This is a genomic window from Flavobacterium tyrosinilyticum, from assembly GCF_023656565.1.
Classification (GTDB): domain Bacteria; phylum Bacteroidota; class Bacteroidia; order Flavobacteriales; family Flavobacteriaceae; genus Flavobacterium; species Flavobacterium tyrosinilyticum.
This window is the reverse complement of the sequence record NZ_JAMOKG010000004.1, coordinates 1-24,424: the sequence shown is the minus strand read 5'-3', so window position 1 is coordinate 24,424 and position 24,424 is coordinate 1. Positions and strand designations below refer to the sequence as shown.

24 protein-coding genes are annotated in these 24,424 nt (G+C 32.2%); 10 read left to right on the top strand and 14 right to left on the bottom strand.

Going from position 1 to position 24,424, the window contains the following annotated elements:
- Positions 1 to 34: 34 nt before the first annotated feature.
- Positions 35 to 883, bottom strand: coding sequence for a transketolase (locus NCC77_RS20185; RefSeq protein ID WP_095931688.1), 849 nt, complete (start codon positions 881 to 883; stop codon positions 35 to 37).
- 248 nt (positions 884 to 1,131) lie between these two features.
- Positions 1,132 to 1,434, bottom strand: a complete 303-nt coding sequence (locus tag NCC77_RS20180) for a hypothetical protein (RefSeq protein WP_250837197.1) — start codon at positions 1,432 to 1,434, stop codon at positions 1,132 to 1,134.
- A gap of 375 nt (positions 1,435 to 1,809) precedes the next feature.
- Here NCC77_RS20180 and tgt point away from each other — a divergent pair, with 375 nt between their 5' ends.
- The 10 genes from tgt to NCC77_RS20130 all read left to right on the top strand — a co-directional run bounded on the left by tgt (position 1,810) and on the right by NCC77_RS20130 (position 12,103).
- Entirely contained in the window at positions 1,810 to 2,940 is a 1,131-nt protein-coding gene (gene tgt, locus NCC77_RS20175; RefSeq protein WP_095931686.1) for a tRNA guanosine(34) transglycosylase Tgt, read from the top strand.
- A gap of 97 nt (positions 2,941 to 3,037) precedes the next feature.
- Positions 3,038 to 4,126 (top strand): LptF/LptG family permease, encoded by a 1,089-nt coding sequence (locus NCC77_RS20170; RefSeq protein ID WP_250837196.1) that lies wholly within the window; start codon positions 3,038 to 3,040, stop codon positions 4,124 to 4,126.
- A complete protein-coding gene (locus NCC77_RS20165) occupies positions 4,113 to 5,003 on the top strand; it encodes a DMT family transporter (RefSeq protein WP_250837195.1) in 891 nt (296 codons plus the stop codon). Before NCC77_RS20170 ends, NCC77_RS20165 begins: the two co-directional genes overlap by 14 nt.
- Before the next feature lie 112 nt (positions 5,004 to 5,115).
- On the top strand, positions 5,116 to 6,069 hold the full coding sequence (locus NCC77_RS20160) for an acetyl-CoA carboxylase carboxyltransferase subunit alpha (protein ID WP_095931683.1): 954 nt from the start codon (positions 5,116 to 5,118) through the stop codon (positions 6,067 to 6,069).
- A 140-nt stretch (positions 6,070 to 6,209) separates the two neighbouring features.
- Positions 6,210 to 7,754, top strand: a complete 1,545-nt coding sequence (gene dnaB / locus NCC77_RS20155) for a replicative DNA helicase (RefSeq protein WP_248727994.1) — start codon at positions 6,210 to 6,212, stop codon at positions 7,752 to 7,754.
- A gap of 135 nt (positions 7,755 to 7,889) precedes the next feature.
- Positions 7,890 to 8,243, top strand: a complete 354-nt coding sequence (locus NCC77_RS20150) for a hypothetical protein (RefSeq protein ID WP_250837194.1) — start codon at positions 7,890 to 7,892, stop codon at positions 8,241 to 8,243.
- Positions 8,244 to 8,263: 20 nt separating this feature from the next.
- Entirely contained in the window at positions 8,264 to 8,896 is a 633-nt protein-coding gene (locus NCC77_RS20145; RefSeq protein ID WP_250837193.1) for a hypothetical protein, read from the top strand.
- A gap of 22 nt (positions 8,897 to 8,918) precedes the next feature.
- Positions 8,919 to 9,710, top strand: coding sequence for a sensor histidine kinase (locus NCC77_RS20140; protein WP_250837192.1), 792 nt, complete (start codon positions 8,919 to 8,921; stop codon positions 9,708 to 9,710).
- A 117-nt stretch (positions 9,711 to 9,827) separates the two neighbouring features.
- A complete protein-coding gene (locus tag NCC77_RS20135) occupies positions 9,828 to 10,493 on the top strand; it encodes a response regulator transcription factor (RefSeq protein WP_250837191.1) in 666 nt (221 codons plus the stop codon).
- A gap of 350 nt (positions 10,494 to 10,843) precedes the next feature.
- Complete coding sequence (locus NCC77_RS20130; protein WP_250837190.1) at positions 10,844 to 12,103, top strand: asparagine synthetase B; 1,260 nt, start codon at positions 10,844 to 10,846, stop codon at positions 12,101 to 12,103.
- 1 nt (position 12,104) lies between these two features.
- Here the strand turns inward: NCC77_RS20130 and NCC77_RS20125 are convergent, their stop codons facing one another.
- From NCC77_RS20125 to thrS, 12 genes are all read right to left on the bottom strand, one after another.
- Positions 12,105 to 12,908, bottom strand: a complete 804-nt coding sequence (locus tag NCC77_RS20125; protein WP_250837189.1) for an endonuclease/exonuclease/phosphatase family protein — start codon at positions 12,906 to 12,908, stop codon at positions 12,105 to 12,107.
- A 68-nt stretch (positions 12,909 to 12,976) separates the two neighbouring features.
- The gene (locus tag NCC77_RS20120; protein ID WP_172426959.1) at positions 12,977 to 13,144 is read right to left on the bottom strand and encodes a hypothetical protein; all 168 of its coding nucleotides are present in this window, start codon (positions 13,142 to 13,144) and stop codon (positions 12,977 to 12,979) included.
- 146 nt (positions 13,145 to 13,290) lie between these two features.
- A complete protein-coding gene (locus tag NCC77_RS20115; RefSeq protein WP_250837188.1) occupies positions 13,291 to 13,959 on the bottom strand; it encodes a response regulator in 669 nt (222 codons plus the stop codon).
- Positions 13,960 to 13,967: 8 nt separating this feature from the next.
- Positions 13,968 to 15,722, bottom strand: coding sequence for an ATP-binding protein (locus NCC77_RS20110; RefSeq protein WP_250837187.1), 1,755 nt, complete (start codon positions 15,720 to 15,722; stop codon positions 13,968 to 13,970).
- Between the two features lie 27 nt (positions 15,723 to 15,749).
- The gene (locus tag NCC77_RS20105; RefSeq protein WP_250837186.1) at positions 15,750 to 17,372 is read right to left on the bottom strand and encodes an ATP-binding protein; all 1,623 of its coding nucleotides are present in this window, start codon (positions 17,370 to 17,372) and stop codon (positions 15,750 to 15,752) included.
- A 161-nt stretch (positions 17,373 to 17,533) separates the two neighbouring features.
- Positions 17,534 to 19,258 (bottom strand): tetratricopeptide repeat-containing sensor histidine kinase, encoded by a 1,725-nt coding sequence (locus tag NCC77_RS20100; RefSeq protein ID WP_250837185.1) that lies wholly within the window; start codon positions 19,256 to 19,258, stop codon positions 17,534 to 17,536.
- A 167-nt stretch (positions 19,259 to 19,425) separates the two neighbouring features.
- Positions 19,426 to 19,860, bottom strand: a complete 435-nt coding sequence (locus NCC77_RS20095) for a carboxymuconolactone decarboxylase family protein (RefSeq protein WP_250837184.1) — start codon at positions 19,858 to 19,860, stop codon at positions 19,426 to 19,428.
- Between the two features lie 79 nt (positions 19,861 to 19,939).
- Complete coding sequence (locus NCC77_RS20090) at positions 19,940 to 20,512, bottom strand: Crp/Fnr family transcriptional regulator (protein ID WP_250837183.1); 573 nt, start codon at positions 20,510 to 20,512, stop codon at positions 19,940 to 19,942.
- Positions 20,513 to 20,652: 140 nt separating this feature from the next.
- Positions 20,653 to 20,997 (bottom strand): 50S ribosomal protein L20, encoded by a 345-nt coding sequence (gene rplT, locus NCC77_RS20085; protein WP_007810721.1) that lies wholly within the window; start codon positions 20,995 to 20,997, stop codon positions 20,653 to 20,655.
- A 100-nt stretch (positions 20,998 to 21,097) separates the two neighbouring features.
- The gene (gene rpmI, locus NCC77_RS20080) at positions 21,098 to 21,295 is read right to left on the bottom strand and encodes a 50S ribosomal protein L35 (protein ID WP_026727505.1); all 198 of its coding nucleotides are present in this window, start codon (positions 21,293 to 21,295) and stop codon (positions 21,098 to 21,100) included.
- A gap of 99 nt (positions 21,296 to 21,394) precedes the next feature.
- On the bottom strand, positions 21,395 to 21,949 hold the full coding sequence (gene infC / locus NCC77_RS20075) for a translation initiation factor IF-3 (RefSeq protein WP_095931668.1): 555 nt from the start codon (positions 21,947 to 21,949) through the stop codon (positions 21,395 to 21,397).
- Positions 21,950 to 21,965: 16 nt separating this feature from the next.
- Positions 21,966 to 23,912 carry a threonine--tRNA ligase gene (gene thrS, locus NCC77_RS20070; protein ID WP_250837182.1) on the bottom strand — a complete coding sequence of 649 codons (1,947 nt, stop codon included), beginning with the start codon at positions 23,910 to 23,912 and terminating at the stop codon, positions 21,966 to 21,968.
- Positions 23,913 to 24,424 lie beyond the last annotated feature (512 nt).

The window sequence follows — 24,424 nt, the reverse complement described above, 5'->3', positions numbered from 1 at the left end:
AAGCTGAAAACTGTCTGCTTAGACTGAGCACTTTTTAATAATCTGCTAAAGTTGAAATGTTTTGAGCTAAAGCACTAGCCAATTGATCATTGTTTGGTGCTTTACCATGCCAAGCATGAGTGTGCATCATGAAATCTACACCATTACCCATTTCTGTATGCAATAAAATGCAAACTGGTTTTCCTTTTCCTGTTCTTGACTTAGCATCAGTTAAACCAGCGATGATAGCATCAATGCTGTTTCCTTCTTTGATTTCTAAAACATCCCAGTCAAAAGCTTCAAATTTAGCGCGAATACTTCCCATTGGCAGAACTTCATCAGTTGTTCCGTCAATTTGTTTGCCATTAAGGTCGATTGTTGCAATAATGTTGTCTACTTTTTTAGCAGAAGCGTACATAATCGCCTCCCAGTTCTGGCCTTCTTGCAATTCTCCGTCTCCGTGTAAGCTATATACGATATGATTGTCTTTGTTTAATTTTTTAGCTTGAGCTGCTCCCAAAGCTACAGATAAACCTTGTCCTAATGAACCAGATGCAATACGAACTCCAGGTAAACCTTCGTGAGTTGTTGGGTGTCCTTGTAAGCGAGAATCTAATAATCTGAAGGTTGCTAATTCTGAAACTGGAAAATAACCACTGCGTGCTAGAACGCTATAAAAGACAGGTGAAATGTGTCCGTTTGAAAGGAAAAATAAATCTTCTCCAATTCCGTCCATATCAAAACCTTCTTTGCGGTCCATTATGTTTTGATATAATGTTACCAAAAATTCAGTACAACCTAATGAACCACCTGGGTGTCCAGAGTTTACAGCATGTACCATTCTAAGAATATCTCTTCTTACTTGGATCGTTAAATCGCTTAATTGTTGTGTGTTAGGCTTCATTTATATGTAAAATTTTAAACTGTAGCAAAAGTAACGGATATTTTGTGGGGAGACAAATGATTTTCTGCTTTAGTTTGTTTCAATTGTTAAATTTTTTTGATCTTTTTTTATCAGATTTAAATAAAATCAAAGAAATTGATAATTGTATATAAAAGTTTTGCCACAGATTAAACGGATTAGAATGATTTTAAAAATCAGCTGAATCTGTTTAATTTGCGGCAAAAAAAATCTAGAATTTAGTAAGGTGTCTAATTGGTATCGCTTTCGCTATAATAATTATTCTCTTCATCTTCAGAGCCAATGTCTTCTTGTGTGTCGTCTAGCTCAGCACCTGGAACATCCAAATCGTTTCCGATTTTATCACTGTTCTGCTTCCATTCGTGATTGTCATTATTAATTATTCTTTCTCCAGAAATATCTTGAGGATCGATATCTTCTAATCTTTCTTCTTGATTGTAAATATCTTCGTTTGCTGGGTAATCCATGTTTTCAAGGTTTTTCTCAATTTGTTCATCCTTGATTTCGTCTAATTTATCTTCTGAATTTATCATGATTTCTAAAATTTTAGTTGAATATTAAAATTACAAAAAGAAAGAAATGAGTTTGTTATACTTTAATAATAGGATTGTTGCAGTTTTTACATTCCGATTTTACGGATGAAATTTCTTTTGGAACCGTTTGCGTTAGGGATAGAAGCGGCATCCTTTTGCGATAAATGTTTCTTCTTAATTAAAATGATACGTTCTTGAGCAAAAGATATAGCGGATAGCCCGACCGTTAGGGAACGCCCAAATCAGGATAAGTTCAAATCTTAAAAATAGAATCTGAAATTAAGAAAATATTAGCTAAATTTCTAATTGACAATTTTTCTAATTCATAATATTTCCCTGAAATTAAACTATCTTTGCCGACTGAAAAACGAATTTATGAAGTTTGATTTATTACAAAAAGATCCGCAGTCAAAAGCAAGAGCGGGTAGTATTACTACAGATCACGGAGTTATAGAAACTCCTATTTTTATGCCAGTTGGTACTGTTGCTTCTGTAAAAGGAGTGCATCAGCGTGAATTGAAAGACGATATTAATCCGGATATTATTCTTGGAAATACCTATCATTTGTATCTGCGTCCGCAGACAGAAATTTTAGAGAAAGCCGGAGGACTTCATAAATTCATGAACTGGGATCGTAATATTTTGACTGATTCTGGAGGATATCAAGTATATTCTCTTTCTTCAAATAGAAAAATTAAAGAAGAAGGGGTGAAATTTAAATCGCACATTGACGGTTCTTACCACTTTTTTACGCCAGAAAATGTAATGGAAATTCAGCGTACCATTGGTGCCGATATCATTATGGCTTTTGATGAATGTACGCCTTATCCTTGCGATTACCGTTATGCGCAACGTTCTATGCACATGACACATCGTTGGTTGGACAGATGTATCAATCATTTAGAAAAAGTTCCTTATAAATACGGTTACGAGCAAACGTTTTTCCCGATTGTTCAAGGAAGTACTTATAAGGATTTACGTCGCCAGTCGGCAGAATATATAGCTAATGCAGGACAGCAAGGAAATGCAATTGGCGGACTTTCTGTTGGAGAACCAGCTGAAGAAATGTATGCCATGACTGAGGTAGTTTGCGAAATTCTTCCTGAAGATAAACCTCGTTATTTAATGGGGGTTGGAACTCCAATTAATATTTTAGAAAATATTGCGTTAGGAATTGATATGTTCGATTGTGTTATGCCAACTCGTAATGCCAGAAATGGTATGTTGTTTACAGCAAACGGAACAATCAACATCAAAAATAAAAAGTGGGAAGCAGATTTTTCTCCAATTGATGAAATGGGACATACTTTTGTAGATACAGAATATACAAAAGCCTATTTACGTCACCTGTTTGCGGCCAACGAATATTTAGGAAAGCAAATTGCTACCATTCATAATCTAGGTTTCTATATGTGGTTGGTTCGTGAGGCAAGAAAACATATCTTAGCCGGAGATTTTAGACCATGGAAAGAAATGATGGTTAAAAATATGAGTCAGCGCCTTTAAGAATTTAAAGTTTCAAGTTTCAGGGTTCAGGTTCTCTAGAGGACGAAATCCAACAACTTGAAACCTGAAACTAAAAAACTTGAAACAATAAAACTATATGCTTTCAATAATAGATAAATACATCTTAAAAAGGTACCTCGGGACATTTTCTGTGATGCTTCTTTTATTTGCGCCAATCGGAATCGTAATTGATGTTTCTGAAAAGGTAAATAAAATGCTTGAGAACAAGATTCCGTTTGGAGATATTGCCTTCTATTATTACAATTTCACAATTTATTTTATTAATTCACTGTTTCCGATATTCTTGTTTTTATCAGTAATTTGGTTTACTTCAAAGCTGGCCAACAATACAGAAATTATTGCGATTTTAAGTTCTGGAATTTCATATACACGTTTCTTGCGTCCTTATATTATAGGTGCAACTATCGTTTCGATTTTTGTTTTGCTAATGGGATTTTTTATCGTTCCTGCTGCGAGTGAAGGTTATAACAATTTTAGATACACGTATCTGAAAGGTAATGGAAAGGAACTCATGCGTGGTGAAAATACCAATGTTTTCAGACAAATTAACGATCACGATTTTATTTTTGTAAACAGTTTTAACGAAGAATCAAAAACGGCCTTCAACTTTTCTTTAGAACATTTTGAAAAAGAAAAACTGACTTATAAAATCACTGCAAGCCGCATAAAATGGGATCCTAAAAAGAAGATTTACGTTTTATACGATTATACTAAAAGAACTGTAGGAGAATTAAATGATGTAATTGAAAAAGCTCCAGAAAAAAATGTTGCCTTTAAATTTGAATTGGCAGATTTAACTCCAGTAGTTTATATTGCCGAAACGCTAACTTTGGGTAAACTGATCGATTTTATTGAAAAAGAAAGAAAAAGAGGTTCAGGAAACATCAATACCTATTTGGTTGTTCTTTATAAAAAATACAGTATTCCGGTTTCAGCATTTATTTTGACGATTATTGCGGTTTCGGTTTCTTCTATGAAGCGCCGTGGCGGAATGGGAATGAACCTTGCTATTGGAATTGCAATCGCGTTTTCATTTGTATTCTTTGATAAAATATTTGGTACACTTGCCGAAAAATCTACATTCTCACCTTTATTAGCTGTTTGGTTCCCGAATATTGTTTTCGGAATTTTGGCAGTTTACTTATTACGTAATGCGAAACGATAATTTAAAAAGTTATTTAAATCTACACTTAATTGTTTTTATCTGGGGTTTTACAGCCATTCTAGGTGCTTTAATTACAATTGATGCCGATAATCTGGTTTGGTACAGAATGTTAATTGCTATGATTTTTCTTGGCGGATTTATTGCATTTAAAAAACAATCTTTTCAAGTTCCGATAAAAGAATTTTTTAAATTGATTTTTGTTGGATTATTGATAGCATTACACTGGATTTTCTTTTTTAAAGCAATTCATGTGTCCAACGTGTCCATTACGCTTTCCATATTTTCTTTGGGAGCTTTTTTCGCTTCTTTATTAGAACCTTTATTTTATGGAAGAAAAGTGCTTTGGTACGAAGTCTTCTTCGGACTAATAATTATAGCTGGTTTAGGATTGATTCTTCAAGTTGAAATAAAATATCTTACGGGAGTTTATTACGCTTTGGCAGCCATCATTTTAGGGGTTTTATTTACCTTAATGAATGGAAAATTAATTTCAGATCACGAACCTTCAGTAATTACATTTTATGAATTTGGAGCGGGCGTTTTCTTCATCACCATTTATTTTTTATTTCAAGGAAAATTTACAGCGGATTTTTTCCAAATGTCTTTAAATAATTGGGTTTTATTATTGATTTTGGCCTCAATTTGTACAGCTTACGCCTTTACTGCTTCGGTAAAAGTGATGCAGCGATTAACGCCTTATACCGTAATGTTAACGACTAATTTGGAGCCGGTTTACGGGATAGTTTTGGCTTATTTTATCTTGGGAGGAAAAGAAAAAATGAGTGTCGAGTTTTACATCGGAGCTGTCATAATCATCATAACAGTTATTCTAAACGGTGTTTTCAAACATTATCAGAACAAGAAAGAAAACTTGTAATAGTTTACTTATTTTTAAATTGCATTTTTATACTTTAAATAACAATTAACTTCGCCAATGATATAATATTTTTATATTTGCGGTTCGATTTACAAACAAAATTCAAAAATCCATGGAATATTTAGATTTTGAGCTTCCAATTAAAGAACTTGAAGAACAGTTAGAAAAGTGCGTTATTATTGGAAAAGAATCTGACGTTGACGTAACGCCGACGTGCAAGGAAATCAACAAAAAATTAGTAGAGACTAAAAAAGAAATATATAAAAACCTTACGGCTTGGCAGAGGGTACAATTGTCAAGACACCCAAATAGACCTTATACTTTAGACTACATTAGAGCAATCTGTGGAGATACTTTCTTAGAACTTCATGGAGATAGAGGTTTTAAAGATGATAAAGCAATGGTTGGTGGTCTTGGAAAAATAAACGGTCAGTCGTTTATGATTGTTGGACAGCAAAAAGGTTACAATACAAAAACACGTCAGTACCGTAACTTCGGTATGGCTAATCCAGAAGGATACCGTAAAGCTTTGCGTTTAATGAAAATGGCAGAGAAATTCGGAATTCCAGTTCTTACTTTGGTAGATACTCCAGGTGCATACCCAGGACTTGAAGCTGAGGAAAGAGGACAGGGAGAAGCTATTGCTAGAAACATTTTTGAAATGGTTCGTCTGCAAGTGCCAATCATTACTATTATTGTTGGTGAAGGTGCTTCAGGTGGAGCTTTAGGAATTGGTGTTGGAGACCGTGTATATATGTTAGAAAACACTTGGTACTCTGTAATTTCTCCAGAATCTTGCTCTTCTATTTTATGGAAAAGCTGGGAGTACAAAGAGCGTGCAGCAGAAGCATTAAAACTGACTTCTTCTGATATGAAAAAACAAAAATTGGTTGACGATGTAATTCCAGAACCATTAGGCGGAGCGCATTATGACAGAGAAACTACTTTTAAAACAGTAGCGGAATATATTACAAAAGGATATAACGAATTGAAAGACTTATCAACAGCCGATTTAATTGCCCAGAGAATGGACAAATACAGTAATATGGGCGAGTATAAAGAGTAAATTCATATTTAACGATTAAAAATCCGAAGCCCTGCGGTTTCGGATTTTTTTTTGGTTATGAACAAATCAATATTATTTATAAACAATTATTAGTTATAACTCGATAGCAGATTTTTTTTAAATTTTGCTACTTTCGCTATATGGAAAATTTCAAAAATGTAAACCCTGTTAAGGTCGACAAAACCACAATTATCAATCTAGAAAAAGGTAAGCTTCCTCCTCAAGTTATAGACTTAGAAGAGGCTGTTCTTGGTGCGATGATGATTGATAAAAAAGGGGTAGATGATGTAATTGATATTTTACAGCCAGATGCTTTTTACAAAGACGCGCACAAACATATTTTTGAAGCGATTTTACAGCTTTTTACCGAAACACAGCCAATTGATATTTTAACGGTTTCGACACAGTTAAAGAAAAACGGAAAGTTAGATTTGGCTGGAGGCGATTTTTATCTGATTCAGCTTACGCAAAAAATTGCGTCTTCTGCCCACATCGAGTTTCACTCGCGTATTATTCTTCAAAAATTTATTCAGAGAAGTTTAATTCGTATTTCATCTGAAATTATCGAAGAATCGTATGATGAAACTACAGACGTATTCGATTTGCTGGATAAAGCCGAATCTAAATTATATGAAGTAACGCAAGGAAATATCAAGCGTAGTTCTGAAACCGCTCAAAGTTTGGTTCTTCAAGCGAAAAAACGTATTGAAGAAATCGCTGGTAAAGAAGGTTTGAGTGGTGTTGCAACTGGATTTGAGAAACTAGATGAAGTAACTTCTGGATGGCAACCTTCCGATTTAATTATTATTGCGGCTCGTCCCGGGATGGGTAAAACGGCCTTCGTCCTTTCGATGGCGAGAAACGTAAGTATTCAATTCGGACATGCAGTTGCGATTTTCTCTCTGGAGATGGCATCGGTTCAGTTAATTACAAGGCTTATTTCTTCTGAAACAGGATTGTCTTCAGAAAAACTAAGAACAGGTAAATTAGAAAAGCACGAATGGGAACAGCTAAGTACTAAAGTGAAAAACTTAGAAAAAGCGCCATTATTTATTGATGATACACCGTCGCTTTCAATTTTCGATTTACGTGCAAAATGTCGTCGTTTGGCTTCACAGCACGGAATTAAGTTAATTATTATTGACTACTTGCAGTTGATGACTGCAGGGGGAAGCGGAAAAGGAGGAGGAAACCGTGAGCAGGAGATCTCGACAATTTCCCGAAACTTAAAGGCTTTGGCAAAAGAGTTGAACGTTCCTGTAATTGCACTTTCTCAGTTATCGCGTGCCGTTGAGACCCGTGGATCTAGTAAACGTCCGCTTCTTTCGGATCTTCGTGAATCTGGAGCGATCGAGCAGGATGCCGATATCGTATCGTTTATCTATCGTCCTGAATATTATAAAATCGAAGAATGGGATGATGATGAAGCATCTTCGACACAAGGTCAGGCAGAGTTTATTATAGCCAAACACCGTAACGGTGGTCTTGAAAATATTCGTCTTAAATTCTTAGGACATTTAGGTAAGTTTGATAACCTTGAAGAGTTTACTGGAGGTTACGATGATTTGCCATCTAAAATGAATCATGATGATAATCCTTTCCTAACAAAAAATTTACCATCTGCTAACGAAGCTTTCGGAAGTAATTTAAATGATGATGATGACGACAGCGATGTTCCATTTTAAAAGTTAAAAAAGCCTTATTATTAAGGTTTTTTTTATGTTTTTATGTTAATCGTCTAATAAAAATCAGTAGTTTAGCTAAACCAATTACAAACTATTAGTTTTTTATAAATTATTAACCAATAACAAATTTAAATTATGAATGAAGAAACCTTTCCAGGACCTATTCAGATTCCTGTAGCAACTGCAGACAAGTGGGAAAAGAGATATGACGACGATAAATCTGTCGAAGACTCAAAGAACAAAGTAAAAGCTTTCTTAATACCTAAAGAAAGTTTGAAAAAAGTGCTAGAACTTGATACAGAAGCTGTTTGGGCTTATTTGGGAATAAATGATCAAAATGAAAAAACATTACTTTTTGTAGGAGCCAAATACGATGAGAAAACTAAAAAATGGATTAATGTTTACGGTAAAGGAGATGGAGTAGAAGGTGGCGAAGGAGCTGCTGATGACATTGTATACGATGGAACTAGACCAAGCCCACCGTATTAATTAAAGATCTTTTTTTACGAATGGACGATTTTTTAATTTATTCAGGTTATTTGATTTTATTAATTAATCTAGTATTATATTCCATTAGCTTTTTCCGTAAGGAAAAAGTTAATGGTTTTTTTGTTCTTTATTTAGCATTTGCATTTTTAATGCAGATGTCAATGGAGTTACTATATCATTTGCATTTTAATAATTTATTTTTAGTTAATGTTTTTATTATAGGACAAATGGTTTTATTAGGTCTATTTTATAATTCATTGATAAAAATAAGAAGTCAAAAAATATTTGTAAAAAGTATTTTGTTAGCGGGGATACTCATTTTTTGTGTTCAATTTCTTTTAGAACCAAAAGAGTTTTTAAAATTCAACTTATTTGCTATTACTTTAACATCTTTGTGTTGTGTTATTTTCGGCTTGCTACATTTTTATAATATGCTGACCGAAAAGAAGGTTTATTATTATATAACAATAGCGGTTATCTTTTTTATGTTAGGATCTACTGTTTTGTATTTAATTGGAAATTTAACCTTGACATTAAGTTTAGAAGTTAAATATTTTTCATGGAAACTAAATGCTTTTTTATTTTTAGTTTATCAATTAGTTATATTATATGAATGGAAGGTAAGTTTTTCTAAAAAATCTTTAGAAAACTAATTTGTATTATTAAAAATAGATTATGAAACCCAATTCAATCCCTGAAAAAGAACTAGTAGCTATTATATTGTATATCTCGCTATTTTTTATAATTGTTGCAGTTGCATTAATTATATTCTTTTATTTTTCTAGAAAAAAAATCATTCAAAAAGAATTAGAAAAAATAGACCTAATACTTCGATATCAAAAAGAGCAGCTGCATGCTATTATTGTAACGCAAGAAGAAGAGCGTAAAAGAATTGCGCAAGATCTTCATGATGATATTAGTTCGAAATTAAATATTGTCTCCTTAAACAGTCATTTGCTTACAGCGCCAAATCTTACCGAAGCAGAAACTGCAGAAATTACAGAAAACATAATTGCTTTGACTACAAAGGCATTAGACAATTCTAGAAAAATTGCGCACAATTTGCTGCCACCGGTTTTCGAAAAATTTGGTTTAAGTGCTGGTATTGAAGAATTATGCGAAGAATTTGAATCGAGTAAATCGGTAAAAACATATTATAAAAATGACATCGATTTTGATGAGAAAGACATAGACAGGCATTTGCATGTTTTTAGGATTCTGCAGGAATTAATGAATAATTCTATTCGTCATGGAAAAGCATCAGAGATATGGATTTCTTTTGCAAATAAAGACGGAATAAATACTTGTGATTATGTAGATAACGGCGTTGGCTTTAATTGTTCAAATGCCGAAAATCAAAAAGGTTTGGGTATGAAAAATATCGATAGCCGAATATCATTTTTGCAGGGAACAATCGAAATTAACTCTGAAATTAATAAAGGGATTGTTGTAAATTTTACTTTTTAAGGCAAATTATGTGTTTTATTAAGGTTTTTGGTCAATAAAATAAAGGTATTTAGATTTTTTCTAATTCATATTTTGTAATTTCGACAAACCAAATTAAACGACCAAAACCAAAATACGATGAATGCTTCTATTAAAATTGCTCTAGTCGATGATGAAATTTTGTTTAGAAAAGGAATTTCTTTTTTACTACAGAGAGAAGAAAATATAGATATTCTCTTTGAAGCCTCAAATGGTGACGAGCTTATTACGCAACTGAACGAAAGAGAAATAACGCCCGATATAATAATAATGGACTTAAAGATGCCGGTCTTAAACGGAGTCGAAGCCACAAAAATTATTAGAAAAACGTTTCCCGATATTAAAATTATTGCATTGACTAGCTACGATACCAAATCGTTTGTTGCAAATATGATTCAAGTTGGAGCAGTAGCTTACTTAATAAAAAATACAACTCCAAAAGATTTAATTCATACCATAAACGAAGTAGCAAAAAAAGGATTCTATTACAACGAAAATGTTTTAAAAACAATTCAAGAAACAATAGTTTCTCCTAAAAATACAAGAGGAGGTTTAGAAACTAATTTCCTTTCGCCGCGCGAAATAGAAATTCTGCAATTAATTTGCCAGCAAAAAACTACAGCAGAAATTGCAGAACATCTTTTTTTAAGCCCCAGAACTATAGAAGGACACAGAAATAATTTATTACTTAAAACAGAATCACGAAATATAGCTGGCTTAGTTGTTTATGCTATTCAGAATGAATTAGCAGTTTTAACAATCTAAAAATATTATGCTGTCAAAAACTGAATTGACAGCACATAATATAATATGATTGTTATGACTAGAACACATAGTCCTATTTTCTGAATTATATTCAGACCCTTTTGTTGGTTATTACTTTCATTAAACTTCATGGTTGGTTGTTTTTTTACAGCGATTAGTTTTATGAACCTGGGATAGCAAATGTATAGAGAATATTCTTCGTAATTACAGGTGTTTTTACCTGTTTTTTTATGGTTTAAAAATCAAGTTTTCTTCAAGCTTTTTATTTAACATTCTTTATAAGTAAGAAAAGATTCTAAGTATTCCTTTTTTGCTGATGGCTTTTATATCTTTACTAAAATAATTTTCTGATGAATAAAAGTTTATTCTACCTTTTTATACTATTAATGTCATTTAATGCAAAAGCTTCGTTTATCTTACTTCCGATGGACGAAACGACGCAGCAAAATCATTTAAAAGCATATGGAATTACTTACTGGTGCTTGAGTAGGGATTATAAAGCAAGCTGGCTTTTAAATTATCGAGGAGGTTCTTTCTTGCTTCCTGATGCTGATGAAATTAGAAAAGAATGTAAAATAAGAGGAGTTAGTTTTGAAGTGATTTCAGATAGTGAACAGGCTTCTATTTTAAACGAAATTTCGAGCCCTTCTCAAAACATGGAATCGGTGATTTTAGAAAAAGCACCTAAAATTGCTGTTTATACTCCAAAAGGAAAACAACCGTGGGATGATGCTGTAACTTTGGTTTTAACTTATGCCGAAATTCCTTTTACTCCCATTTATGATGAGGAAGTTTTAAGCGATCAGTTATTAATGTACGATTGGCTTCATTTGCATCACGAAGATTTTACCGGACAATACGGAAAGTTTTATGCAGCCTACAAAAACACACCTTGGTATATTGATCAAAAAAGAGATGCTGAAGCTTTGGCGACAAAATTAGGATATGCAAAGGTGTCGCAGGAAAAAGGAGCAGTTGCAAAAAAAATTAGAGATTTTGTAATTGGTGGCGGTTTTATGTTTGCCATGTGCTCTGCAACAGATAGTTTTGATATTGCCCTTGCAGCAGATGGAGTTGATATTTGCGAAGCTATGTTTGACGGAGATCCTAGCGAATCAAATTATCAGTCAAAATTAAATTATAATAATTCTTTTGCCTTCAAAAACTTTACTTTAGAAAGAAGACCGGAAGTTTATGAGTTTTCGGATATCGACATGACGACGAAAAGACGCATTGTGATGGATAAAGATTATTTTACGTTAATGGAATTTTCTGCAAAATGGGATCCGATTCCAAGTATGTTATGTCAGAACCATACACAATTAGTAAAAGGTTTTATGGGACAGACCACTTCTTTTGATACGTCTTTAATAAAATCGAATATCTTGATTATGGGAACATGCGAATTAAATGGCGAGTCAAGATACATTCATGGAGAAAAAGGCAAGGGAATGTTTACTTTTTTTGGAGGACATGATCCAGAAGATTTTCAACATCAGGTTGGAGATCCGCCAACGGTTTTAGATTTGCATCCTAATTCGCCTGGATATAGATTGATTTTGAATAATGTTCTATTTCCAGCTGCTAGAAAAAAGAAACTTAAAACTTAGATTAGTTGAGAGAAAACTCAAACCAGATCGGAATATGATCGGATATTTTTCTTGCATTTTGTAAAGAATCAAAATCTTCGTAGAATTTAATAATTCCAGAATTACTTACCTTTAGATTGGATGTCTTATAAAAGATATTGTCAAATTCAGATGCAAGACAAATATTGTTTTTGCATTGCTGTTTAAGAGTAGTTTTTTGATTTTTTAATACAGAAGCATATCCATTTTTTTTCAACGGATTAAAAACAGTGTGTTTTTCTGGGCAATTAAAATCGCCTAAGAAAACAAGATTCAAATCAGGATATTCGTTTGGTAAAAACTTGAAGTATTTGATTTCGGTTTCGGGTTGTTTTTTTTGCGTTATGGCATGAAAATTAACTAGAGTGATCGTCTTTTTATTAATTTCAAATGTGGCGAAATAGGGTTCGCGATCAATTTCTAGGCTATATTTTCTTTCTAGCCAAGGCTTACTTTTCAATTTGGCTTTATTAGTTTTCCAAATAAAAGCATACCGTTCCGTTTTGTAACTGCTTCCAGAAGTAGGATCACTTATGCTGTAATCCCATTTATTTCCTTTTTGATTAAGTGCTGCGGCAAGTTTAGCAACAGTTTGAGCACCTCCGTTTCCGGCAACCACTTCTTGAATTGCGATTATATCATAATTAGAAATTATTTTGGCGATATAATTTAAATGAGTATCAGACTTCGATTTTCCAAAGTTTTCGATATTCCATGATACTACTTTGGTTTGTGCAAAAGATATAAATACAAATAATAATAAGACGAGGCTAAGCGTTTTTTTCATGAAAAATTTAATGGAACTAAGATATAAGTCTTCTCTTCCAGCAATAATTAAGCCTTTCTTAAAATTAATTAATGTTTTTTATATCGATTTTTTAGAGCTGTCCCGATAATTATAATTTGTAAAACTAATAATGCTGGAATAAATATTATTTTCCAATCAATTTCTAGCCATCCAGTTTTTTCAGAAATAACTGCAAAGCTTATTGATAAAAAGAGGCAAAGTAGCATTGTTTTCATAAGGATTCTATTTTGTGTGGTATTAAGTCTAGAGAATATAATACTCGCTTTACTTTTTGGTTTCATTGGTAGGTTAATAGGTCATCACAAATTTAGGAGTATAAAAAGTGTTATCCTTACGGGAAACCGTAAAGCATGATAAAAAATTATACTAGCCCAAAATCTTTTGCAATTGCAATTAAATGCACATTATTATTAGCTTTAAAATAAATCTTCAACTTATTGATTCTTTTTTCTATACTACTTGTTCCGTTAGGAGTTATAGATGAATCTTTAAACTCTCTAGAAATGCTTTCTAAAATATATCCTTGAGATAAAAGTTTTAAAATGGAGATATCATAAGACTCAATTTCAATTAAAGCTTTATCATTAAAATTAAAAGACAAATCAGAAGAAAGAATTTTTTCTTCGTTATTAAATGTGCTTTCTATAGCATTTCTTAATTCAGAAATACTATTTCTTCCTTTTGTAACATAAGCATTAATGCCAAGTTCATTAAAGAGAGTTTTAATTCTATAACTTTTATCTTCTATAGAAAAAACTATTTTTTTTAGTTCTGGCTGCACTTTATTTACAGCTTCAACAAGTTCATCGCCACTATTTAAAGTTACTTTTCTATGATCAGATTTAAACGATAAGTCTGTAATCATTAAATCGTAAGGTTCTTTTTCAGCCAATGCCTTTTTTACTTTAAGTAATCCTTCGTCGCAATATTTCACGTGATGAATTACGGGAACTTGTAATTCTTCAAGTACTTGAACAACTGCAATGCTGATACTATCTAGATCTTCGGCAACTAAAACTTTTTTAAACATATATTTTCTTATATTGGAAATTTGAAATTTACTTTAAAACCATTTTCTGAATATGGGTCAAAATTAAGAGTTCCTTTTATTGTTTTAATACGGTTTTCCACATTTTGTAGTCTTTTTTCTAAAATAGTACTTTTTTGGGTGATATTTGTGCCGTTGTCAGCGTACATTATGATGATATTTTTCTCTTCTTTTTTGAAGGTTAGACTTACTAGCGAAGCATTGTTCAGGGTTTTCATCGAATCAAAAATTTCCTGAATAACGCGGTAAACAACAATTTTTTTTACACGATCAATTTTCGACCACGAAAAAGTGTTTAAACCATTTATTATGATATTCAAATTTGAAGTAGAGTATTCCGAAATCATTTCCTTTAGACCATTTGAGTAATTTTCATTGGTTTGTATAGTGCTATTTTCTCTAGAAATACTGCGCATTTTTGAATAAATGCGGCTTAGGTAATTAAGAAATTGTTCTTTATTACTGACGTTTTCAAGGTTGTTGTTTTGGGCAAAAGATAAAGTTTCATGAATATCTTTTTCAAGGTCGTTTTCTAATTTGTCAGAAATTCGAATTTCGTTTTTAAAAACAGCATCATTTTTTTCTCTTTTGCCTTTTAAAGTCAGGTAAAAAATTAGAAAAATGAATATGAAAATGGTTATTGATAATGCGATATAAGAGATAAAACTCCTGTTCTTTTGTCTTTGCATTTCCAATTTATGTTCTGCTCTTTGAATTTTAAGCTCTAAGTTTTCTTCTTTATCCTTGGTGAAATTATATTTTATATTAGCAAATTGATTTTTTTGTGTTAAACGAATTTTATTAATACTGTCTCTAAAATCGATATAAATCTTAGAATATTTTTTTGTATCATTTCCCGTACTGGTTCTTATTAAAGTTTCCAGAGCGTACTTTTTTTGCTTATAGGTATTTACAACACACGCATGTTTATAAGCTGTTTCGGCATATTTTTTTGCCAAAGCAGGATTTGAAATTAAGTAATAATCGGAAAGATTTGAATAACTATCTGGTAAGTTCTGTCTATCATTTAATTTAATTCTAGTTTTAAGAGCTTCTTGATAGTAGGGTAGCGCTCTAGAATCATTTAAATTGGCATAAGAAATCCCTATATTGTTCCTCATTACTGCATAGTCTAATGCTTCATAATCTTTTAAAGAATTTGTTTTTTTCTTATTTCCATAATAACCAGTAGTGGTTAGTTGTGTATAGATTTTAATCGCTTTTTTATGATCACCCTGATACATGTAAACTAATGCAATATTAGCTAATGCATTTGCTTTCCTTCTCGGGCTTGCATGGAGATTGTATGCTTTTTTTGCATATATAAGCGCATTGTCATAATCGTTTGTTGCAGAATAATTTTCTGAAATAATTTTGTACGTTTCCCAAGCAAACCTTGGTTTTTTTAGGTATTTAAGTTGCGGTAATACTTTAGTAGCGGTAGCTTCACTTTCCAGATAATTGCCTTCATATAGCTGAATTAGCGCTATAGAAATTAAGGCGTCGACATAATCTATTCTGTTTTTTTCAGGGTCTGAAAGGTGAATTATAGTTAGGTAATTTTTATAGGCCTTCAAATATTCATTTTGGTCAAAATCATTGTCAGCTATTATGGTCAGCCTTTTTATTTCTGCGGTGTTGTCAGTTCTTTTTATAACTGCCGGAATTTCTTTTTCGCAAGAAGTCGGAATGACCAGCAGAAAAAGAACGGAAACTAAAATTGGAACAAAAGCAGATATTTTCATTTGAGGACCTTATGGTTAAAGCTTTATTTATATTGGAAGTTTTACAAAAACCTTAAATCCCTGATTTGGATTTAAAGCAACATTAAAGGTTCCTCGTGCTGGTTTAAGGCGATTTTCGATAGTAGCAAATCTCTTGTTTAAATTAACATCATCCTGAATTTTGGTAGAGTTGTCAGCATAGGTAATTACTATAGTTCTCTCATTCTTCTTAAATGTGATACTTGCCAGCGAAGCATCACTGATAATTTTTGCCTGATCAAAAATTTCTTGAACAACACGGAAAATAGTTATTTTTTTTACACGATCAATTTTAGACCAAGATAATGAGTTTAAACCATTTATAATAATATTTAAATTAGAAGTTGTATATCCTGAAATCATTTCTTTTAGGACTTTTTCGTAATCTTCATTAACTATGATTGCACTATTTTCTCTTGAAATATTTCTTGTTTTTGAATAAATATTGGTCAAGTTATAAAGAAATTTTTCCTTGTTTTCAGGATTTTCTAATTTGTGATTTTTTGCAAAAACTAATGTATCATAGATATCTGTTGTTAGTTCATTATGCAATTTGTCTGATATACGTATCTCGCTTTCAAAAACAGCATCGTTTTTTTCCTTTCGCCCTTTATGAGTAATATAATAAGCAATAAAAAACAAAGCGAAAGTACTGATAGAAATCATTATGTATGAAATAAAACTTCTATTTTTTTGCCTTTGAAGCTCTAATTCGTTTTCTGCTTTTTGATTTTTGAGTTCTAAATTTTCTTCTTTATCTTTCTTTGAAGTATATATAATATCGGCAAATTGATTTTTTGCTTTTTTCCTGCTAATAAGGAGACTGTCAATTTTTTTACTATAAACTTTCCAGTGTTTTTTTGAATTTCCAGCATTATCCGCTTCCAGTAGATGGGCTAACATGTTAATTTCATTTGTTGCCGATTTTGCTTTTTTAGAGTAATAGTAGGCTTTCTCTGCATTAATTTTTCTTAGCTCTGGATTATTGTATTTCGAGTAATATAAATAAAAAGCATAGTAATTGCCAATTAGTTCATAATCGTCATCAAGTGTAAGAGTCAATTCTAAACTTTCGTTAAAGCATTTGAATGAAGCTTCTTTATGGCCTCCAAGTCGTAAATAGCAAAGACCTAAATTATACAATATCGCTGCACGCTGAATATTTGTGTTTGAAGGTGTGATTTTATCTTCAATTCTGTATCTAGAAATTGGTTCTAATAGATCTATTGCCTCTTGATATTTTTCCTGGTGCATATATGCAAATGCAATTTCAGATAATATCCGTGCTTTTCTAAAAGTTGAGATTGCCTTTTTTAATGCTTTTCTATGATAATATAACGCCTTTTCATAGTCGTACATATACAAATAGTTATAGGCCATGAAGGTATAAGCATTAACGGCATACTTTACATTGGTAGTTTTTTCTAAATAAGGGAATGCTTTTATAAGGGTAGTTTCTGCTTCAGAATAATTTCCATATTGCTGAAAGATTTCTACCATATTGTTTAATGCACCTACATAATCATCTGCATAATCAGCTTTTGGAACACATAATAATTGTGTTTTGTTGAAATAAAAAAGGGCACTGTCGTTTTTTTCTAAATCCCAAAAAGCATTTGCTTTTTGCATCATTTGTTTTATTTCAGCTGAATGGTCAGTTTTATTATAATTTACTCGGTGTTCATTTGTTTCAGAAGACTGTATAGAAAAGAATAGTGCTAAAATTAGAACGAAGATTAGCAAATAAAAAACAAGATGCTTTTTTTGAAAAAAGAAAAATAGGTCTTTAATCATTATACTGGAAGTTTAATTAAAACTTTGAAACCCTTTCCCAAATCTGAATGAATTTCAATATGGCCTTTGGCAGCATGAATTCGGTTCTCAATATTATGCAAACCATTTTTTAAAACCATTTTGTTTGTATCAATTCCTTTTCCGTTATCGGTGTAATTGATTATTATAGTATTCTCCAGTTCTTTAAAGGTTAATGCTGCTAGAGTTGCATCGCTATGTTTTTTCATGTTTACAAGTAATTCCTGTATAGTTCGGTAAATTGATATTTTTTTATTTTTATCAATTTTATCCCAAGAAATAGTATTCAAACCATTTATTAATAGATTAATATTTGGCGTGTCAAATCCTGAGATCATCTCTTTCAGAGAGACTATATAATTTTGATTACTAATAACAGGAGTATTATCCTTCGAAATATTTCTTGTTCGAGAATAAATATTGTCAAGACTTTTTAATAAATGATTTCTGTTTTCTTCAGAAGAAAGATTTCTGTTTTCGGCAAATGCCATGGTATGGTAAATATCGTTAGCCAACTCATCATGTAATTTTTTTGAAATCCTGATTTCGCTTTGATAAGTTGCTTCAATTTTTTGGCGATTAGCTCGTACAGTAAGAAAAAAATATAGAAAAACAATTAGACATGAGGCAAATATAATTATGACATATGAAACAATATTTCTGCTTTCCTGTTTTGCTATTTGGAGCTCATTTTTAATTTTCTGTGCTCTTAATTTCAGGTTTTCCTCTTTTTCTTTTTTAGAGTCGTATTTAATTTTTGCAAATTGATTTTTAGCTTTTTGCCTTACTTCATAAATACTATCGATCACTTTTGTATAAATAAGTGCATATTTTTTTGAATCAATATCAGAACTGTTTTCTATAATAAATTTTAAAGCAACTAAACGGTCGTCGGTGTTGCCCGATAATGTGTGATTTTTGTAGCTTAATTGCGCATATTTCATTGCTAAATCAGCTTTGTCGTTTTTGTAGTATTCGGCAAGATTGTAGTAAGTTCTGCCCAAACCATCGGTATAATTTGCTTGTGACTTTATTTTTAAACTCGTTTCAAAAAAAGACAATGCTTTTGGATTCTTAAGTTTATAATAGCAATAACCTATATAATCTAATATTTTAGAATAGTTTTCAGGACTTTGCTGTACAATTTTCTCATTACTTACTGAAATAAAAATAGGCAATGCTTTCTCAAACTTTTGTTGCTTTAGGTAAATAACTGCGATATTATTTTTAGCTTCAAGTTTGTTAATTCTACTGGTATTTAAAGTAAAAGCTTTAGAATAATAGTATATAGCAGTTGGATAGTCATAAGTGTAATAATAATTTCTTCCTAAAACACTATAGATATTCCATACATAATCTGGATTTTTTATTCGATTTAAAAACGGAATTGTTTCCATTGATGTTTTAATGCTTCCCACAAAATCCTCATGGTCCTGTTGAATTTCGGCCATGTAATACATGCAGGAAACATAATTTTTCAGATCTTCTTTAAGATCGCAAACGGCTCTAGCTTTATTGTAATAAAAAAATGCGCTGTCAGTATTGTTGTGATTCTTGTAAAATTGGTCTGCTTTGCTTATGAGCTTATGAATTTCGTTCTCTCTTTTTGTTTTTTTTGAGTTATCTGTATTTTGCTTTTGGCAAGAAAAAAGCAGTAATAAAGTAGTTATTAGAGAGGTAACTATTTGTAATCTTTTTGGTATCATGCGCCAAAAATAAAAAATTCTAGAAATCATGAAAGAGTATAAATACGGTATTTTAAAATATTTTCAATTTACACTTTTTTTAATTCTGATTTCTAAATGAATACGAAAAGCCCTTTATCGATAAGGGCTTTTGAGTTCTAATTGCTTGTAAATATTCTCTTTATAAATTATGATGCACGCATTCCGGTAGTAATTGCTAATCTATTCCAAGAGTTAATTGTGATGATAGCCAAAAGTATTTCTGCAAGGTATTTTTCATCAAATAATTTAGCTGTATTTTCGTAAACTTCATCAGAAACGTGATTGCCAATTAAGGTTACTTGTTCTGTTAAAGCTAAAATTGCTTTTTCTTCTTCGGTGTAAAAATCAGCTTCGCGCCAAGCACTAATTAAATAAATTCTTTGTTCAGAAATGCCGTGTTTTCTAGCATCAGCAGTATGCATATTAATACAAAATGCACAACCATTAATTTGAGAAGCACGGATTTTGATTAATTCTTTATGAACGGGAGTTAATGAAGTTGTAGAAATATATTTCTCTAAGTTCATTAATGCTTGATAAGCTTCTGGAGCAACATTCGGAATAACAATTCTTGGTTTCATTTTTATATGTTTTAAAAGTTCATTACAAAGGTCAGCAATGCATGCTTTTAAAAACTTGAACTACTTCAAGAAATTCCAATCAGACTTTTCCAGCTCGTATTTTACTCATAAATTCAGCAGAGAAGTCTAAATAGGAGGCAAGCATATACTGAGGAACACGTTGAACAAATTCTGGGAAATGGTCATTAAAGTGATGATATCTTTCTTCCGCCGACATTGTAAACAAGAACTTGATGCGCATTTGCATAGCGCCAAAACTTTTTTGCATCACTATTCTGAAATACATTTCTAGATTTGGTATTTCAATTAACAGTGATTCTAAAATTGTTTTGTCAATGGCAATCACTTCTGAATTCTCTACAGCCTGTAAATAAAAACTTGAAGCAACATCATTATGGTAACTTAAATAATCCGTAATCCACCAATTTTCGATACCGAATTGCAAAGTTTGTTCAACTCCTTTAGAATTGATGATATATTGCCTAATACAGCCTTTCGTAATAAAGTACATAGTATTGCAAATTTGCCCTTCTTTTAAAATCTGCTCTTTCTTTTTTATTTTCGAAAGTTCTAGACATGATTCCAATTTATCAATATCTGAAGGCTCAAGAGAAATGAATTTTTTGATATGTAGGATAAGTGCGTTTTGCATTACGAAGAAAGTTACTTAAGTAAAAGTAATTTATTATTTGGTTTCTTAATTAGAATTTCCTTAAAAACAAAAAACCATTCGAATAAACGAATGGTTTTTTTATAATAAGTAAGTAATCTTAAATTGAGTTTATAAAACGTTTATTTTACTTTATTAAGAATAGCTTTGAAAGCTTCTGGGTGGTTCATAGCTAAATCTGCAAGAACTTTACGGTTCAATTCGATTCCGTTAGCTTTAACTTTCCCCATGAATTGAGAATAAGACATTCCTTCCAATCTAGCTCCAGCGTTGATACGTTGAATCCATAAAGCACGGAAATTTCTTTTGTTTTGTTTTCTATCGCGGTAAGCGTAGCACATTGCTTTCTCTACTGCATTCTTAGCAACTGTCCAAACGTTTTTACGTCTTCCAAAGAAACCTTTGGCTTGCTTCATTATTTTTTTTCTTCTTGCTCTTTTAGCAACTGAATTTACCGATCTTGGCATAATTTTAATGTGTTTTTGTAGCAGGCGTCCTGAATTGAATCAAAGGAACTTAAAGCCATACTCCAAGGTTATATAAATATTTTTTTAACCTAAAGAATTATTAGATAATTCTTAATTGTTGTTTGATGCTTTTCATATCTGTTTGGTGAACTAGCGCTGAGTGTGTCAAAGCTAATTTACGTTTTTTAGATTTTTTAGTCAAGATGTGACTTTTAAAAGCATGCTTTCTTTTAATCTTTCCAGAGCCAGTAACTTTAAAACGTTTCTTAGCGCTAGATTTTGTTTTCATTTTAGGCATTTTTCCTAGTGTTTTAATTTATTCTTACTTACTTATATTTTTTGTTTCAGGTTTAAAGTTTCAAGTTCAATGCTGAACACTGAGACTGAAAACTGAACACTATTTCTTTTTCTTCGGAGCAATGAACATAATCATTCTCTTTCCTTCCAAAACAGGCATAGCTTCAACTTTACCATGTTCCTCTAAATCTTGAGCAAGACGTAATAATAGAATTTGACCTTGATCTTTATAAATGATAGAACGACCTTTAAAGAAAACGAAAGCTTTTAACTTAGCTCCTTCTTTTAAGAATTTCTCAGCGTTCTTTCTTTTAAATTCATAATCATGCTCGTCAGTTTGAGGACCAAATCGTATTTCCTTTACAACAACCTGAGAAGATTTAGCTTTTAATGCCTTATCTCTTTTCTTTTGTTCGTAAACAAATTTCTTGTAATCCATGATTTTACAAACCGGTGGTTCAGCGTTTGGCGAAATTTCAACTAAATCCAATTCAAATTGGTCAGCTAAACGTAGCGCATCGGCAATTTTAAAAACCCCTGGTTCAATGTTTTCACCTACAAGACGTACTTCAGGAACACGAATAAGATTGTTTATTCTGTGCGCATCTTTTTTCTCTACTCGAGGTTGAAAACCTCTGTTACTTTTTATTGCTATGACTTTCTAATTTAAGTTAAACTGTAAATACTTTTAATGTCTTTTTTATTTCTTCGTCTACAATCGAAACAAATTCTTCGATAGAAACTGTGATATTACCTTTCCCTTCTTGTCCGTGACGACGAATAGAAATTGTTCCGTTTTTCTCTTCTTCCTCACCAACGATAAGCATAAACGGAATTTTCTGCATCTCTGCATCTCTAATTTTCTTACCGATAGTTTCATTTCGGTTGTCAATTAGGGCGCGAATTTCGTGATTTTCTAGCAAATCTAAAACTTTTTTAGCATAATTTTCGTATTTCTCGCTCAAAGACAAGATAATAGCTTGTTCAGGCATTAGCCAAAGTGGGAAATTTCCTGCTGTATGCTCTAGCAAAATTGCTATAAAACGTTCCATAGATCCAAAAGGAGCTCTGTGAATCATTACAGGGCGATGTAATTCATTATCAGCGCCTTTGTAAGTCAAATCAAATCGTTCAGGTAAGTTGTAATCTACCTGAATTGTTCCTAATTGCCATTGTCTTCCCAAAGCATCTTTTACCATGAAATCTAGTTTCGGACCATAAAATGCAGCTTCACCATATTCTACAACAGTATTAAGACCTTTGTCTTTTGCTGCGTTAATGATAGCATTTTCTGCCTTTTCCCAGTTCTCATCAGTACCAATGTATTTTTCTCTATCTTCTTGATCTCTTAATGAAATCTGAGCAGTAAAGTTTTCAAAGCCTAGTGAACCAAATACATATAATACAAGGTCAATTACTTTTTTGAACTCTTCATCTAATTGCTCTGGAGTACAAAAAATATGCGCATCATCTTGAGTAAACCCTCTAACGCGAGTTAAACCATGTAATTCTCCAGATTGCTCATATCTATATACAGTACCAAATTCAGCGTAGCGTTTAGGTAAATCTTTATAAGACCAAGGTCTTACATTGTAAATCTCACAGTGGTGAGGACAGTTCATTGGTTTCAATAAAAACTCTTCTCCTTCAGCTGGTGTGTGAATCGGTTGAAAACTATCAGCTCCATATTTAGCGTAGTGACCAGAAGTAACATAAAGTTCCTTTTGACCAATATGCGGACTAACCACTTGCTCGTATCCAGCTTTCTTTTGTGCTTTCTTTAAAAATTGCTCCAAACGTTCTCTTAAAGCAGCCCCTTTAGGTAACCATAAAGGTAAACCCTGACCAACTTTCTGAGAAAAAGCAAATAATTCAAGTTCTTTTCCTAATTTACGGTGATCACGACGTTTTGCTTCTTCAAGAAGTTCAAGATATTCAGTCAAATCTTTTTGTTTTGGGAACGAAGTTCCATAAACACGAGTTAACTGCTTGTTTTTCTCATCACCTCTCCAATAAGCACCAGCTACACTCATGATTTTCACAGCTTTAATGATTCCGGTATTTGGAATATGTCCACCACGGCATAAATCAGTAAAAGTAGAATGGTCGCAGAATGTAATAGTTCCGTCTTCAAGATTTGAAATTAATTCAGTCTTGTAAACGTTGTCTTTATACATTTCCAATGCTTCCGTTTTAGTTACCGGACGCATTTTGAAATCGAACTTTCCTCTTGCAATTTCAAGAATACGATCTTCAATCTTTTTGAAATCAGCTTCAGAAATTTTCTGATCTTCAAAATCTACATCATAATAAAAACCATTAGCAATTGCAGGCCCAAGAGTTAATTTAATTCCAGGGTATAATTCCTCAAGAGCTTGCGCCATTACGTGCGAAGTCGAATGCCAGAAAGCTTTTTTTCCTTCCGCATCATTCCAAGTATATAAAATAAGATTACCGTCGGTCGTTAATGGAGTTTCGGTTTCAATAGTTGTACCATTAAAAGATGCAGAAATCACGTTTCTAGCAAAACCTTCGCTAATGTTTTTAGCGACCTCCATTGGAGTTACGCCTTGAGCGAACTCTCTAATTGACCCATCGGGTAAAGTAATCTTGATCATTGTTTATAATTTTGTGAATGCAAATATACATGATTACAAAAATACATACAATATATAAGTACAAGTTTACTCATTATATATAAGTATAGTTTTTGTTCTGCTATATATAAGGTAGTTCTACTTCTATATATAAGAAGAAAGTTTAAGCTGTCCCACTGAGTGAGGCCGAGGGCCTTTAAGTTATCGCAAACCCGAGAGTTTTCCAAAACCAGTCGGGTTTGTTTTTTATACGTTATACATAAGGATAAAGTTTAAGCTGTCAGGCTGAGCGGAGCCGAAGCCCTTTTAGCGTCAGCATTTGGAATTTGGGATTTTAAAAAATTGAGATTTGGCATTTATTAGGAGCTGTTTCCCGCTATCCGCTCCAATCTTTTGCTTTTTAAAGAAAAAGCAAAAGGATTTCCGCTTCTATCGGGGCTAGGGCACTAGTTTTCAGAGGCGGCTTAAAGGGAAAAGGGCGGGTTTTGGAAGCAAGAGAGGGGAAAACTTGACGTTTTGGCGCCTTTACGGGA